At 46.4% G+C, this 14906-nt stretch carries 14 protein-coding genes and 1 pseudogene; 12 read left to right on the top strand and 3 right to left on the bottom strand.

The window, feature by feature from the left end; all coding sequences use genetic code 11:
- Positions 1-11: 11 nt before the first annotated feature.
- From ABC831_RS17905 to ABC831_RS17890, 4 genes are all read left to right on the top strand, one after another.
- Positions 12-338, top strand: coding sequence for a hypothetical protein (locus ABC831_RS17905; protein ID WP_343249455.1), 327 nt, complete (start codon positions 12-14; stop codon positions 336-338).
- A 36-nt stretch (positions 339-374) separates the two neighbouring features.
- Entirely contained in the window at positions 375-1448 is a 1074-nt protein-coding gene (locus tag ABC831_RS17900; RefSeq protein ID WP_343249454.1) for a DUF2953 domain-containing protein, read from the top strand.
- 3 nt (positions 1449-1451) lie between these two features.
- The gene (locus ABC831_RS17895; RefSeq protein WP_343249453.1) at positions 1452-1856 is read left to right on the top strand and encodes a GerW family sporulation protein; all 405 of its coding nucleotides are present in this window, start codon (positions 1452-1454) and stop codon (positions 1854-1856) included.
- Positions 1857-2040: 184 nt separating this feature from the next.
- Positions 2041-2178 carry a hypothetical protein gene (locus ABC831_RS17890; protein WP_238723255.1) on the top strand — a complete coding sequence of 46 codons (138 nt, stop codon included), beginning with the start codon at positions 2041-2043 and terminating at the stop codon, positions 2176-2178.
- Between the two features lie 184 nt (positions 2179-2362).
- Here ABC831_RS17890 and rpmB read toward each other — a convergent pair whose 3' ends face one another.
- Positions 2363-2548 (bottom strand): 50S ribosomal protein L28, encoded by a 186-nt coding sequence (rpmB, locus tag ABC831_RS17885; protein WP_158344159.1) that lies wholly within the window; start codon positions 2546-2548, stop codon positions 2363-2365.
- A gap of 213 nt (positions 2549-2761) precedes the next feature.
- Between rpmB and ABC831_RS17880 the strand changes: the two genes are divergently transcribed.
- From ABC831_RS17880 to recG, 3 genes are all read left to right on the top strand, one after another.
- Positions 2762-3118 carry an Asp23/Gls24 family envelope stress response protein gene (locus tag ABC831_RS17880; RefSeq protein ID WP_158352780.1) on the top strand — a complete coding sequence of 119 codons (357 nt, stop codon included), beginning with the start codon at positions 2762-2764 and terminating at the stop codon, positions 3116-3118.
- 18 nt (positions 3119-3136) lie between these two features.
- Entirely contained in the window at positions 3137-4804 is a 1668-nt protein-coding gene (locus ABC831_RS17875) for a DAK2 domain-containing protein (RefSeq protein WP_343249452.1), read from the top strand.
- 310 nt (positions 4805-5114) lie between these two features.
- A complete protein-coding gene (recG, locus tag ABC831_RS17870; RefSeq protein ID WP_343249451.1) occupies positions 5115-7169 on the top strand; it encodes an ATP-dependent DNA helicase RecG in 2055 nt (684 codons plus the stop codon).
- A 133-nt stretch (positions 7170-7302) separates the two neighbouring features.
- On the opposite strand, the gene ABC831_RS17865 is transcribed toward recG, so the two are convergent.
- A complete protein-coding gene (locus tag ABC831_RS17865) occupies positions 7303-7509 on the bottom strand; it encodes an alpha/beta-type small acid-soluble spore protein (protein ID WP_158352777.1) in 207 nt (68 codons plus the stop codon).
- A 231-nt stretch (positions 7510-7740) separates the two neighbouring features.
- On the opposite strand from ABC831_RS17865, the gene ABC831_RS17860 reads away from it, so the two are divergent.
- The gene (locus tag ABC831_RS17860; RefSeq protein ID WP_343249450.1) at positions 7741-9402 is read left to right on the top strand and encodes a Na/Pi cotransporter family protein; all 1662 of its coding nucleotides are present in this window, start codon (positions 7741-7743) and stop codon (positions 9400-9402) included.
- A gap of 109 nt (positions 9403-9511) precedes the next feature.
- Here the strand turns inward: ABC831_RS17860 and proB are convergent, their stop codons facing one another.
- Positions 9512-10309 (bottom strand): glutamate 5-kinase, encoded by a 798-nt coding sequence (gene proB, locus ABC831_RS17855; protein WP_343249449.1) that lies wholly within the window; start codon positions 10307-10309, stop codon positions 9512-9514.
- 205 nt (positions 10310-10514) lie between these two features.
- On the opposite strand from proB, the pseudogene ABC831_RS17850 reads away from it, so the two are divergent.
- The 4 genes and pseudogenes from ABC831_RS17850 (at position 10515) to ABC831_RS17835 (ending at position 14709) form a co-directional block, all read left to right on the top strand.
- Positions 10515-11400, top strand: a pseudogene (locus tag ABC831_RS17850) (LysR family transcriptional regulator).
- 341 nt (positions 11401-11741) lie between these two features.
- Positions 11742-12512, top strand: coding sequence for a cell wall hydrolase (locus tag ABC831_RS17845; protein ID WP_343249448.1), 771 nt, complete (start codon positions 11742-11744; stop codon positions 12510-12512).
- 344 nt (positions 12513-12856) lie between these two features.
- On the top strand, positions 12857-14347 hold the full coding sequence (gene thrC / locus ABC831_RS17840) for a threonine synthase (protein ID WP_343249500.1): 1491 nt from the start codon (positions 12857-12859) through the stop codon (positions 14345-14347).
- A gap of 17 nt (positions 14348-14364) precedes the next feature.
- Positions 14365-14709, top strand: a complete 345-nt coding sequence (locus ABC831_RS17835; protein WP_343249447.1) for a hypothetical protein — start codon at positions 14365-14367, stop codon at positions 14707-14709.
- Positions 14710-14906 lie beyond the last annotated feature (197 nt).

Here is a 14906-nt window from a genome sequence, read left to right as displayed (position 1 = left end):
AAGGATAATGTATGATTTGGTACAGAGATCTCTACGTGGGGGAACTGGCGGAAAAAAAGAAAAACAGAATCATCTGGAAAATTAAACACGGTGCTGGAATGACGGATATCTATCTGATCACGCTGGCTTCCAACGGGGTGGATCTGCTGGATATTTTTCACAGTTCCCTGATGCTGCAGCCGGCTTTCCGAAAGCAGAGGCCCTTTATCGTAGGGATAGCCAGGGGATATGATGAGGCGGTGGAGACCGCCGCCCGCATATTGCTCCAGGTATACCAGGAAACCGGGGATTTTAAAGTCCGGGATTATATACAACGGAGACAAAAAATAAAGAGATGACAAAGTGGCAGGTGTGAGGTTATGCTACATATTATTTTGGTAATACTTAAAATTATAGGTATTCTGCTGGCTTGCATTGTTGGACTTCTCCTGCTGCTTGCGCTTTCGGTTCTGCTGGTCCCCGTGAGGTACCGGGGCAGAGTGGAAAAAAATGGGGAAATAACAGCAATGGGCCATATCCATTGGTTCCTGCATGTGGTCAGCGGTAAAGTTCTCTATGAAGACGGCGAGGCATCCATTAAGCTCCGAATCTTTGGCATACCGATTCGACTGGAGGCAAAAGAGGACAAGCCGCCAAGAAAGCAAAAGACCAGAAAGAAAAAGGACCGAAAGCAAGAGAACAGCAACGCATTACCGGATAGTTACGATACCCGGGATAAGCATACAGAAATTCCTGAGCTGCCGTTTGATGATTCTAAAACACCTGATATTGGACATGTCCCTTATAGAACAGAAAAAGAATGGCGTAACACGGATGGACCAGACGGACTGGATAATTCAGGTAATGCGAATGAATCAAATAAGCCGGAAGATAAGCCTTATCCTTCTGATGACTCAGGCGTGTCAAGTTCACTGCAGGGTATAACAAGCAGGGAAGCAGAGGGAGAAAGTGCAAGGCAGAAAAGGAACTGGTTCAAACGCCTGATCCAGGCTGTCAAAAATATCATTCCAAACCTAAAGGCCCTGTTCCAAAAGATCAAATATACAATCATGGAATTCTGTGGTAAAATTAGGAACGTAAAAGAGAATATCGGATACTACAGAAAAGTATTAAAAGAGGAAGAGACAAAAGCAGCACTAACCGCCGGAAAAGGAGAACTGTGGAAGATTCTGAAGCACATCCGGCCGCAGAAAATGAAAGGCTATGTACATTTTGGCCTGGGAGATCCGGCGGACACCGGTATCGCGTTAGGGGTAATCAGTATTTTTTACAGCCTGTACCGGGATAATATAAAGATACTTCCGGACTTTGAGCAGGCGGTTCTGGAAGGAGAGCTTTATCTGAAAGGCAGAGTGCGGATGATCATCCTGCTGCTGTCTGTATTCAGGCTTTACCGGGATAAAAATATCCGCATGACCATTACTCGATTCAGATCAAAGGAGGTATAAAAAATGGCAGACAATAGTTTCAACAGCACAATGGAGTCACTTTTCAAAGGAATGGACAATTTTATCACAACAAAAACGGTGGTAGGCGACGCGATCCACGTAGGCGATACCATCATACTCCCTCTGGTGGACGTTACCTTCGGCGTAGCAGCCGGAGCATTCGCCGAAGACAAGAAAAACAACGGCGGTGGCGGAATGGGTGGTAAGATCGCGCCCAGTGCGGTTCTCGTCATTTCCAACGGAACCACAAAGTTAGTAAACGTAAAAAATCAGGACAGCCTGACCAAGATTCTGGATATGGTACCCGATTTTGTCAACAAATTCACCTCCGGCAAGGATTCCGCTGACGAGACCGATTCTGACCCCTTAGACGACGAAGACATCTCCGCGTACACAGAGATGGATTAAACCAGAGATTAACGTACCCATAAATATAAAAATAATAAAAAACACCGCCGTCAATGATATCCCCTCCACGAGGAAATATATCCCTGAAACAGCGGTGTTTTATCATGTTTATCCGGAGAGTGAGTGGTGAAATGAATGGCTCCTGCATATAATAAAGCAAATGCAGGAGAGAAGTTGGTGGGATATGAGAAGAATGATCGGTTTCATTTTATTCTGGATGGGAATCGGTATGCTTGTCATGCTCCTGTTAGCCAGCAGACTGTTAGGGCTGCTCCTGGTAGCCCTGTTTCTGATCCTGGGCTATAACCTCTTCTGCAGCTGAAATATTATTATAGAGAGAAGCACATCATAGTTTCGCTTGCGAAACTCTCTGCATGCAGCAGGCCGCGTAAGCGGCATCTTACTTGCCGCCGCAGTGCGGTCCCCGCGGAGGGTTTTTATTTCATAGCAGCACTTTCCTATGAAATAAAAAAAGACCGCTCATCAAGCGGCCCTTCATTACAATCTTAAGCTCTTTCTACTCGTCCGGACTTCAGGCAAGAAGTACACACATACATTTTTCTTGCTGCTCCGTTTACGTTTACTTTCACGCGTTTCACGTTGGATTTCCACATTTTGTTCGTTTTTCTATTGGAATGACTCACATTGTGCCCGAAGTGAGCGCCTTTTTCACAGATATCGCATTTTGCCATAATTGCACCTCCTAACACCGAAAAATAAGTCAAACTTCGACTTGCAACATTAATAAGTTTAACAGATAGAGCCGTGTTTGGCAAGCGAAAAATAAAAAAAGTATGAAAAATAAGTAGATTGGGATTTCTTTTTTTATAGAAACAGGGTATAATATGAACGATAAGCTAGAGAAGTATGTCTGGCTGCCAGAAAATAAGTGTGGAGGTACTACTATGAAAGGATATATGAATACGCAATTGGGCGAAGTAATCATTGATACGGATGTCATTGCCAAATATGCGGGTGCCAATGCCATAGAATGCTTCGGCATTGTCGGTATGGCCGCTGTGAATATGAAAGATGGCCTGGTTCGTCTGTTGAAAAGAGAGAGTCTGACCCATGGCATAAATGTAGTAATGAACGATAATAAAATCACCCTGGACTTCCATGTCATTGTCTCTTACGGGGTCAGCATTTCCGCGGTGGCGGATAATCTGATCAGCACGGTGAAATACAAAGTAGAAGAATTCACCGGCCTGGAAATCGAAAAAATCAATATCTTCGTAGAAGGCGTACGAGTGATAGATTAATTTAAGGAGGAACTTGTTGTGGTTACAAATACGATAGATGCGAAGATACTGGCCCGGATGTTTCTGGCCGGCGCAAAGAATCTGGAAGCGAAAAAAGAGTGGATTAATGAACTGAATGTCTTTCCGGTACCGGACGGTGACACAGGTACGAATATGACGCTGACGATCATGTCGGCCGCAAGAGAGGTCTCAAATCTGGATACCTGTAATATGAGTGCCGTGGCGAAGGCGATCTCTTCCGGTTCCCTGCGCGGAGCCCGGGGGAATTCCGGGGTTATCCTGTCCCAGCTGTTCAGAGGATTTACTAAGGGGATCAGGGACTACGAAACGCTGGATATGATGATTCTGGCCAATGCCATGCAAAAAGCCGTAGAAACGGCGTATAAGGCGGTTATGAAGCCTAAGGAGGGAACGATCCTAACGGTAGCCAAGGGCGCCGCGGATAAAGCGACCGAATTGGTTGGTACCACGGATGATCTGAGCGTCTTTTTTGAAGAAATTATCAAACACGCCGATTATGTGTTATCCAGGACACCGGATATGCTGCCCGTCCTGAAAGAGGCCGGTGTGGTAGATTCCGGCGGACAGGGATTGGTCGAGGTGTTAAAAGGTGCCTTTGACGGCTTCCTGGGCAAGGAGATCGATTACACCATAGACACATCTGCCGGCTCCAAAGGAATGACGAAGATCACACCCCAGGCGGAAGCCGACATCAAATTTGGTTACTGTACTGAATTTATCATCCTGTTGGAAAAACATTATGATCATGAGACCGAGAGGGAATTCAAATCCTATCTGGAATCCATCGGGGATTCCATAGTAGCCGTGTCGGATGATGGTATCGTGAAGGTTCACGTACATACCAATGATCCGGGTCTGGCGATCCAGAAGGCGTTGACGTACGGTTCTCTCACAAGTATGAAGATAGACAATATGCGGGAAGAGCACCAGGAAAAACTCATCAAAGATGCGGAAAAGGTGGCGGCCCAGCAAAAAGAAGAAGAACAAGAGCAGGAGATGCCGAAGAAAGAGATCGGATTTATATCCGTTTCGATTGGAGACGGCATTGGAGAGATATTCAGGGAGCTGGGTGTGGACTATCTGATCGAAGGCGGTCAGACGATGAATCCCAGCACCGAGGATATGCTGCAGGCTATCGATAAGGTAAACGCAGAGCATATCTTCATCCTTCCGAATAATAAAAACATCATTTTGGCGGCCAATCAGGCCAAGGCCCTGTGTAAGGACAAAGATATCATTGTCGTTCCTACCAAGACCATTCCCCAGGGAATCACCGCGGTCATCAACATGGTGCCGGAGAAATCTCCTGCGGACAATGAAGCACAGATGCTGGAAGAGATCAAGAAAGTAAAAACCGGTCAGGTAACCTATGCTGTCCGTGATACCCATATCGATGAGAAAGAGATAAGCGAAGGCGACATAATGGGGATCGGAGATCATGAGATCCTGTCTGTAGGGAAAGATATTCAGGATGTTACCATTGATATGATCTCAAAGCTGACCGATGAAGATACGGAACTGATCAGCGTGTACTATGGCGAGGACATCAGTGAGGAGACAGCAGAGGCTCTGGCGGCCCAGCTGGAAGATGCGTATCCGGACTACGATATCGAAGTGCATTCCGGCGGCCAGCCGATCTATTACTATGTGATTTCTGTAGAATAGTCTGTCTATCCCGGGCTAATCTGTTGGAGACAGGGGCTGTCATACCGTTTCGGATATACGGATTAAGCATCGGATGTCAGCTGTGGTATTCAAAAGATCAGATGTGCAGGCTTGTATGGATTTAGAATAATAAATGTGCAGGCTTGTATGGATATAGAATAATAAATGTACAGGGGCGTAAAAGATGAGATCAAAAGCATCTGTTCGCCCCTGTTTTATATATAAATATCATATAATTTATAAGAGAAACAGAACAAAAACATGTGAAAATGTGAAAACATAACAAAAAGCATCCGCCTGGAGAATTCAAATGGAAAGAGAAAGCAGTGTAGAGGAGTTAAAAGGTGTTGGACCCAAAACAGCCCAGTTATTCAGAAAAATAGACGTAATATCCGTGGGAGATCTGCTGGAATACTATCCGAGAGCCTATGACATCTATGAGGCGCCTGTTCCGGTTGCCCAGCTGGTCCCTGAAAAGGTACAGGCTGTATCTGTAGCCATAAACGGCAGAGTACAGCAGAAAAAAGTCAAAAATCTTCAGATATTAACCGTGCGGGTCGCTGATCCCAGCGGTGACCTGCAGGTAACCTGGTTCAATATGCCTTTTTTGAGCAGACAGCTTCTGCAGGGTTCCAGATACATCCTGCGGGGCCGTGTCGTCAGCAAAGACGGCCATCTGACCATGGATCAGCCGGAGTTGTTCACCGTAGCCGCTTATATGGAGATCGCGGGTACGATGCGGCCCCAGTATGCCCTGACAGCGGGCCTTAGCAATTCGGCCATCGTGCGCGCAGTAAAGCAGGCGCTTAAGTCAGGGATCGTCTACGCCGAATTCCTGCCGGCGCAGATCCGAAAGGAATTTCATCTGGCAGAATACAATTATTCTATTCAGAACATCCATTTTCCAACCGATCAGGAGGCCCTGGTCCAGGCCAGACACCGGTTGGTGTTTGAAGAATTCTTTCTGTTTCTGTTAGCCCTGCGAAGGATGAGGGAAGAGGCGGTAGAATCCGTCAACGCTTTTGATATAAAACGAATCGCCCAGACCGATCAGCTCATCGCCGGCCTGCCATATGCTCTTACCGGAGCTCAGCAAAAAGTCTGGCAGGAGATCCAAAGCGACATGACAGGACATAAAGTAATGAGCCGTCTGATTCAGGGAGATGTAGGCTCCGGTAAAACCATCCTTGCTATTCTGGCTCTGATGCTGGCAGCCGGTAACGGTTATCAGGGAGCGCTGATGGTACCCACGGAGGTATTGGCCCGCCAGCACTATGAATCCATTAACAGTCTTTTCGCAAGCCATCAGCTGTCCTACCGTCCGGTTCTCCTGACCGGTTCCATGACGGCAAAGGAAAAGAGGGAAGTCTACAGCCAGATTGAAAGCAAAGAAGCAGACATCATCATCGGAACCCACGCCCTCATACAGGAAAAAGTGAATTACCGGGATCTGGCCCTGGTAGTAACTGACGAACAGCACCGGTTCGGTGTCCGGCAAAGAGAGACACTCTCAAACAAGGGAAGAGAGCCTCATGTGCTGGTCATGAGTGCTACCCCGATTCCCCGGACCCTTGCTCTTATCATCTACGGAGACCTGGATATCTCCGTGATCAATGAGCTGCCGGCCACACGCCGTCCCATCAAGAACTGTGTCGTGGGCACCGGCTACCGTCCCAAAGCCTACGATTTTATATCCCGGGAAATCAGGGCAGGCAGACAAGCCTATATTATCTGTCCCATGGTAGAAGAGAGCGAATCTATCGAAGCGGAAAATGTCATAGACTACACCCGCCGCCTCCGTGACTGCCTCCCGGACATTGCGATCGAATATCTCCACGGGAAGATGAAGCCCGCTGAGAAAAACAGTATAATGGAGCGCTTTGCTTCCGGTGAGATCCAGGTTCTGGTCTCGACTACCGTAGTAGAAGTAGGGGTGAACGTTCCAAACGCCACTGTCATGATGGTAGAAAATGCAGAGCGCTTCGGCCTGGCCCAGCTGCATCAGCTCCGGGGCAGGGTAGGCAGGGGCGCCCACCAGTCCTACTGTATCTTCGTCAGCGGTAACGACCAGCCTCAGACGATGAAACGCTTAAATATATTAAACCAGTCCAACGACGGCTTCCATATCGCCAGCGAAGATCTGAAACTCAGAGGCCCAGGCGACCTCTTCGGCATCCGCCAGAGCGGCCTTCTGGAATTCCGTATCGGAGACGTCTTCACCGATGTGAATGTTCTCCAGCAAGCCAACGAAGCCGCAGCTGCACTGATCGAAGAAGATGAAACCCTGTCGGCTCCGGAACATACTCCCCTGCTGAGACGCTTAAACCAATATATAAGCCGGGGTACCGGGAAAATTTCTATGTAAAGGTATTCCGGTGCTGAAAGATGCCAGGCCCCGCTCTGCCCTTAATGATAATAGAGGGCCTACCGCAGCGTTACGCATACAGCAAACCCTCTAAGTCAGATTTTCATTTCAGAGATTGACTTCAGGCGACGATTTATTTCCCTGCCATCTGTCTTTCTTGTGCCTCGATCATTTTCTTTACCATATAACCGCCGACACTACCGTTCTGTTTGGAAGTCAGGTTACCATTATAACCATCAGTCAAAGGAACACCAAGTTCGCTGGCTACTTCGTATTTGAATCTGTCTAAAGCTCCTTTAGCTTCCGGTACTACTGCATGATTAGAAGAACGATTTGACATAATAAATTCCTCCTTGAATTACAGATCTTCCATTTGGTTTTGTTGTTGATCTGTTTTTTGTGTTGTTTGTTACGAGAATAGTATATGGAGAAATTTCGTCATTACACTAGTATTTTTTTCATCCTTTGACAAAAATTTGTAATTTTAAAAAGTTAGCCTTGCGTATAACATCCATCTTTAGTAAAATTAAAATGTATGTGCATATTATGAAAATAGGAGGGATCAGGGAATATGTCGTTTGAAGACATAGAGATGCTGTTTCGGTTTGTCGGCGGTTTAGGTATGTTCCTGTATGGTATGAATGTTATGGCCGACGGTCTCCAGAAGTCTGCCGGAAACAAAATGAAACAGTTGATGGGTTTCCTGACTAACAACCGTATTTTGGCTGTAATAGTGGGTGCTTTGGTAACGGCCATCATCCAGAGCAGTTCCGCCACGACGGTTATGGTGGTTGGTTTTGTAAACGCCAGTATTTTGAATCTGACGCAGGCAGTCGGCGTTATCATGGGCGCGAATATCGGTACCACGGTTACGGCCTGGATCGTATCCATGAGTGAGTGGGGAGCATTCTTTAAGCCTGAATTCATAGCTCCGTTGATCATCGGTATCGGGGCTTTTATGATGATATTCACAAAAGGGGAGAAAAAAAGGGAGATCGGAGAGATCGCTGTCGGTTTTGGAGTTTTATTCATAGGCCTGAGTTTTATGTCGGGCGCCATCACACCGTACAAGGATGCGCCGATTTTCGCCACCATATTTAAGACATTGGGCAGCAATCCGGTATTTGGTATATTGGCCGGCGCGCTGGTGACCGCGATTATTCAGAGTTCCTCCGCATCCGTCGGTATTCTTCAGACACTGGCGTTAAACGGTGTAGTTACCTGGAATTCTGCGGTTTACATTACGCTGGGACAGAACATCGGTACCTGCGTTACGGCACTGCTCTCCAGTGCCGGTGCGAATAAGACAGCCAAGCGGGCGGCCGTTATCCATCTGCTGTTCAATGTGATTGGAGCCGTGCTGTTCGGCATTATTATGTTCACACTGTTTTCCCTGAGGCCGAGCTTTGCGGCGGGAACGATTAACAGTGTGCAGATATCCATCTTCCATACGGTATTCAATGTGACGAACACCGTACTGCTGTTCCCGTTTGCGAATTATCTGGTCAAGCTCTCAGGGGTAATCATCAAGGAAAAGACAGAACCCCTTGCGGTAACAGAGGGGGAAGACGAGGCCGTGCTCCGTCATCTGGACCCCCGTATTTTCGAGACACCGTCTTTTGCGGTTGAAAATGTGCTGGCTGAGGTCATCCACATGGGTGAGGTGGTTTATGAAAATGTAAACCTGGCCTTTGACTCCGCGCTGAATAACGATACGGAGAAGGCACAGCAGGTGTTTAAGACAGAAGCATCCATCAATAATATGGAAAAAATCATTACGGAATATCTGGTGAAGATCAGCAATCTGTCTTTGACCGAGGACCAGCATCAGGTAGTCAATGATTTGTTTTATACCATCAGCGATATGGAACGGGTGGGTGACCACGCAGAAAATATTGCCGAATTGGCTGGTTTTAAGAAGGATAATGATATCCTGTTCTCGGATACCGCGCAGACAGAGATGAAGGACCTGATGAAAATCGTGCTGGACAGTTTGGGCAGTGCGCTGAAGGCCCGGAGCGAAGAGAGCATGGAGTACGTCCGCAAAGTTGTTAAATATGAAGAAGATGTCGATGATCTGGAAGAAGAGCTGCGCAGCAAGCACATCGAACGTCTCTCAACCGGAGAATGCCAGGCAAAATCAGGAGTGGTATTCCTGGATATTATCAGCAATCTGGAACGGATCTCAGACCATGCGAATAATATCGCGGGTTATCTGGTGGACGAGCTGTAAATGACAAAATCCCTCTTTCCGGGCTTTCCCCGGAAGAGGGATTTTGTCGATTCCGGTTCCCATATAAATAGGAAGAAACACATTTACCATAAGAGGAAACGGATGTAATTTAGCGTTTTCCGGTGAAAAGCGTGCCTGCTTTTTCACCTTTTATAATATCATACAAGGCAGCCGGATTTTTTCCATTTGTTATGATGGTATCAATTCCCTGTGATGTGGCCAGTTTAGCCGCCTGCAGTTTGGTTTTCATACCGCCTGTTCCCCGTCTTGAGCCGGCACCTCCGGCCAGCAATTGTACGCTCTCATCGATCTGCTCTATTTTTTCGATCAATCGGGCGTTCGGATGCAGCCGGGGATCACGGTCGTAGAAACCGTCTATGTCGGATAAAATAATCAGTTTCTGCGCTTTGCACAGCACGGCTACGACAGCGGAGAGCATATCATTATCGCCGAACAGCCGGTCCTCCGATTCGATCTCGGTGTAGCTGACGGAATCATTTTCGTTCACGATAGGAATGATATCCATTTCCAGCAGTGCATTAAACGTATTGATCAGATTTTCTTTCTTTTCCTCATGTTCCATATCCTCGGCGTTCAACAAAATCTGCGCGATGGTTTTGTCATAATCGTTAAAAAATTTGTCATACAGAAAACATATGCTGCACTGGCCTACGGCGGCGGCAGCCTGCTTTAAACGCATACTGTCAGGTCTTTTTTTCATTTGTAGTTTGCTGGTGCCCACGGCGATGGCGCCTGAGGAAACAAGGATCACCTCATAGCCCATATTCTGGATATCCGATAACACACAGGCCAGCCGGTCGAAGGAACGAAAATCACTTTTCCCCAGTTCATTTGTTAACGTCGATGTCCCTACTTTGACTACAATCCTGTTTTTATATAATCCCATCTTATTCCATCCCATCCTTTCTGAAATCGATATCGGTTCCTATCCTGTACAGCACGTACCTCGTTCCAATCCTCTCTTTCTTAAAAGTTACTTTTTATTGAAACTCATCTGCTGGTAGTGTAACATAATCTTTATAATTACAAAAACGCATGTTTATCATGAAAATAATGAGAAAAACAGATGGATAAGGGAGGAAACAAAAATCATGGATATGAATATACAAAAATACCTGGCCTTTGTGAAAACATATGAGTACGGGAGTTTCACAAAAGCAGCTGAAATACTGAATTATTCTCAATCCGGCATAAGCCGCATGGTAAATGATCTGGAGAGGGAATGGAACGTTTTATTGCTGGAACGGGGACGTTTTGGGGTTCATCTTACCTCAGACGGCCTTACGCTTCTTCCGTACGCCCAAAGCATCTGCAATGAATATCACAGGCTTCAGACACAGATTGACGAGCTGCATGGGCTCCAATCCGGAATCATACGAATCGGAACATTTTCCAGTGTGGCCACCCACTGGCTTCCTAATATAATAGGGGAGTTTCAAAAAAGCTATCCAAATATTGACTACGAGCTCCTGCTGGGGGATTATACGGAAATTGAAAACTGGATTATACAAGGACGTGTGGATTGCGGCTTTCTGCGGCTGCCCACTACAGTTGGAACTGGATACGGTCTTTTTGGAACAGGACCGGTTACTGGTTATATTACCCCAGGACCACCCGCTGGCGGAAGCGGAATATTTTCCTGTCCAGTCGTTGAGTGAGTACCCCTTTATGCTTTTGGAAAAAGGCGGGAAGGCTGAAATTTCTGAAATTTTTGAACAGTGCGGCATCAAACCCAATGTGCATTTTACCACATGGGATGACTATGCCATTATGTCTATGGTGGAATCCGGGCTTGGGATCAGTATTCTGCCTGAACTGGTTTTACACAGGAATCCTTACCATATTATTGCCAAAGAATTGGAGATACCGGCGTACCGTAAGATCGGACTTGCCATGAGGGATAAGAAATCCGTGTCGCAGGCGGTAAGCCGTTTTATGGATTATCTGGAATACAGGCATACGAAGGAAAGCAAATAAAACCGTTTTTCTATGATTTCCAGTAGCTTTTTTTGAAAAATTGAATAAAATATTAAAAATGTGTAAAAAATAGTTAACAAGTTCTTAATATAGTGCTGGGAATATTACAGTTATGTTTTATAAAAATCTTAAAAAATGAATGTAAATATTTATAAGGAATTACATGAAATAGATAGGCCCAAATTACTTTCTGGACGTAATTACCAAATTTTGGAAAATATTATTGACTTTAAAACGTGTATTTTTTATAATTCAAAACATGTCGTGACGCAAATCTGGTTTTTGAGGGAGATAAGGAGGAAAGCTTCAGAATGAGAAATTGAATAGAAGGGGGCGTAAAAATGCGGACTTTACACTCGTTTCTTCACAGAGTCTGGGGATTCTTAAAGGGAATACCCAAGAAATGCTACCGCACCTGCGCCATTATTACCGCAGGTACCATCATTTTGGCTATGGTTGCATTCCACTCTGGCAGCTTTGCCGCAGCCGGTAAAAACAAAGCTATTACGACAGGAATTGCCGAGGCGGACACCTCTTTGGAGGATGGGCTGGAAGAAGAAAGTGTTACGGAAGCAAAAGCGCAGGTTTTAATAGAGACACCGCAAGATGAGGAATCAGGGAGTAATACGGCGGCTCCACAGGCCGCACAGGTAGTACCCAGATCAGCAGCAGACGTAGTTACGCAGACTGCCGAAGAGGCAGCTAAGAGCCGGAAGGTCATCCCACTTAACGGCGACGATTACGAGAACTTACTTAAAATCGTAGAGGCGGAAGCAACAGGTTCGGATATCAAAGGAAAGATCCTGGTTGCAGATGTCATTATCAACAGGGTGAATCATCCCAGGTTCCCGGATACGGTAACCGAAGTCGTGTTCCAGAAGAATGGAAGAACGGCTCAATTCTCACCCACGATTGATGGAAGGCTTGAAAAAGTGACGGTCACAGAAAGTACGATTGAGGCTGTGGACAGAGCTTTGGAGGGAGAGGATTATTCGCAGGGTGCATTGTTCTTTTCCGCGAGATCCTTTGCAGATCCCACAAATATGAGCTGGTTTGACAACAATCTGCAATGGCTGCAGGCTTACGGTGGACATGAATTTTATACCTTTTAGAGCAGCGGAAGCTGTGATCCCGCCCGTAAGGGCATGTGAAAGGGATACTGTAAAGGATACATTTTATTAGATAAATATGTAACATAAACGGACGACCGGCGGGAAGCTGGCCGTCCGTTTTCAATTTTGCTTATCCTGTCTCGCGTTTTGAATCCGTTTTGATTGCGTTTTCATTCCGAGGGTCTGATTCCGAGGGTCTGATTCCGAGGCTTTGATTCTGAGACTTTGATTCTGCTTGATTCTGAGGTTCTTTTTACTTGTACGAGGTAGTGGAGTGTGATATAATGCTGAAAGATATGATATCAAAAATCGAACAAACCGATGCAGAGAAAAGGATGGGAAGTATGGATTTGCTATACAAAAGTACGAGAACTGCGGATATCACTGTGACGGCGTCTGAGGCTATTTTAAAGGGACTTGCCGATGATGGCGGGTTATTTGTCCCGGTGGAGATCCCGAAGCTTTTAACAGGCTTAGATGCACTGGCGCGTATGAGCTACCAGGAGACGGCTTACGAAGTCATGAAGTTATATCTGACGGACTATACCGAGGAAGAGTTAAAGCACTGCATCAACAGTGCGTATGACAGTAAATTCGATACAGAGGAAATCGCTCCGCTGACGAAAGCGGACGGCGCCTATTATCTGGAGCTGTTTCACGGTTCCACGATCGCGTTTAAAGACATGGCGCTGTCGATTTTGCCTCATTTAATGACAACCGCGGCAAAGAAGAATCAGGTGGACCACGAGATCGTGATTCTGACGGCCACATCCGGGGATACCGGAAAAGCGGCGCTGGCAGGTTTCGCGGATGTTCCCGGAACGAAGATTATCGTCTTTTATCCGAAGAACGGTGTCAGCCCCATTCAGGAAAAACAGATGGTGACCCAGAAGGGGGATAATACATACGTTGTCGGGATACACGGCAATTTTGATGACGCCCAGAACGGTGTGAAGGCCATGTTCAACGATAAGGCCCTGGCAGCGTTGATGGAACAGGCGGGGTATCAGTTCTCTTCCGCGAATTCCATTAACATTGGCCGGCTGGTACCGCAGATCGTATATTATGTCTATGCCTACGCGAAACTTTTCGCAAATGGGCAGATCGCGGAGAATGAAAAAATTAACGTGGTGGTTCCCACCGGTAACTTTGGAAATATACTGGCGGCTTACTATGCGAAACAGATGGGACTGCCGATCGATAAACTGATCTGCGCCTCCAATGAAAACAAAGTCCTGTTTGATTTCTTCATGACCGGAGATTATGACAGAAACAGGGAGTTCGTACTTACTTCATCCCCGTCTATGGATATTCTGATCTCCAGTAATCTGGAGCGTCTGATTTATAAAATTGCAGGAGCAAACGCCCAGAAGAACCGGGCGCTGATGCAGGAACTCTCAGCCAGTGGAAAATACGAGATTACGGATGAGATGCGTTCCCAGCTGAAAGATTTTTACGGTAATTTCGCCACAGAGGAAGAAACCGCCGGTGTTATCCGTCAGATCTATGAAGATACCGGATACGTGATCGATCCTCATACCGCGGTGGCGGCCAAAGTATATAAAAAATACAAGGCGGACACCGGTGATGAGAAAAAAACGGTGATAGCCTCCACGGCCAGCCCGTACAAATTCACCAGAAGCGTTATGGATGCCATTGATCCGAAATATGATGCTATGACAGATTTTGAACTGGTAGACGAACTGGAGAAAATTTCCAGGGTTCCCGTGCCCCAGGCGATCGAGGATATCCGAAGCGCTCCGGTACTGCACAGGGATGTCTGCGACACAGACCAGATGCAGAATACCGTGAAGAACTATCTGGGAATAAAATAAGAAGGGATGTAAAAGATATGGACAGTATGTTTGTATTATTGGACGTAATCGTATTCGGCTGCGGTATTTACTGCCTGTATGCGTGGTACCTGATGAAGGTCAAAGGGGAAGTGAAAACCGGTTTTTTAGTTTCCAAAGATGTGGATATGAAGAAATGCAAGGATCTACCGGGATATCTGGCCTACATGGGGCCCAGAACGCTGATATTCGCCCTGTTTACCACGGTGTACGGGGGAATCTGCCTGATCAATGATTTTGTTCTCCAGATCGGGAGCGCGCTCTTTTTGGGGATGATTGTTTTCTTCGCGGCACTGGTTTGGTTCGCCCTGTGTACCAGAAAAGCGATGAAGACTTTTTGGTAATTGTTCTTATATACAGATAAATGGAAGTGAATGAAAAGCGTCTTATCCAAACATGGTCAGGTTTGGATAAGGCGCTTTTTTTTTTGGTGCGCCTGGCGGCGCACGTTTCTAACCGGTGCAAGTCCGGAATCCGCCCGGTAGTGGGAAGGATATAGCCGAAGGCAAGGGTGTCCATTGCGAAATGGAATCTGAAGGAA

The sequence above is a fragment of the Diplocloster hominis genome, assembly GCF_032380655.1.
In the GTDB taxonomy this organism is placed as follows: domain Bacteria; phylum Bacillota; class Clostridia; order Lachnospirales; family Lachnospiraceae; genus Diplocloster; species Diplocloster hominis.
The sequence above is the reverse complement of the archived record's forward strand: the minus strand, read 5'-3'. Positions and strand labels throughout refer to the sequence as shown.

Coding starts and splice junctions, on each gene's coding strand:
- rpmB (WP_158344159.1), bottom strand. CDS start 2,548: ATGGCAAAATGCGATATCTGTGAAAAAGGCGCTCACTTCGGGCACAAT.
- ABC831_RS17835 (WP_343249447.1), top strand. CDS start 14,365: ATGGACAGTATGTTTGTATTATTGGACGTAATCGTATTCGGCTGCGGT.
- ABC831_RS17890 (WP_238723255.1), top strand. CDS start 2,041: ATGAGAAGAATGATCGGTTTCATTTTATTCTGGATGGGAATCGGTATG.
- ABC831_RS17880 (WP_158352780.1), top strand. CDS start 2,762: ATGAAAGGATATATGAATACGCAATTGGGCGAAGTAATCATTGATACG.
- ABC831_RS17845 (WP_343249448.1), top strand. CDS start 11,742: ATGCGGACTTTACACTCGTTTCTTCACAGAGTCTGGGGATTCTTAAAG.
- ABC831_RS17865 (WP_158352777.1), bottom strand. CDS start 7,509: ATGTCAAATCGTTCTTCTAATCATGCAGTAGTACCGGAAGCTAAAGGA.
- ABC831_RS17905 (WP_343249455.1), top strand. CDS start 12: ATGATTTGGTACAGAGATCTCTACGTGGGGGAACTGGCGGAAAAAAAG.
- ABC831_RS17895 (WP_343249453.1), top strand. CDS start 1,452: ATGGCAGACAATAGTTTCAACAGCACAATGGAGTCACTTTTCAAAGGA.
- proB (WP_343249449.1), bottom strand. CDS start 10,309: ATGGGATTATATAAAAACAGGATTGTAGTCAAAGTAGGGACATCGACG.
- ABC831_RS17860 (WP_343249450.1), top strand. CDS start 7,741: ATGTCGTTTGAAGACATAGAGATGCTGTTTCGGTTTGTCGGCGGTTTA.
- recG (WP_343249451.1), top strand. CDS start 5,115: ATGGAAAGAGAAAGCAGTGTAGAGGAGTTAAAAGGTGTTGGACCCAAA.
- thrC (WP_343249500.1), top strand. CDS start 12,857: ATGGATTTGCTATACAAAAGTACGAGAACTGCGGATATCACTGTGACG.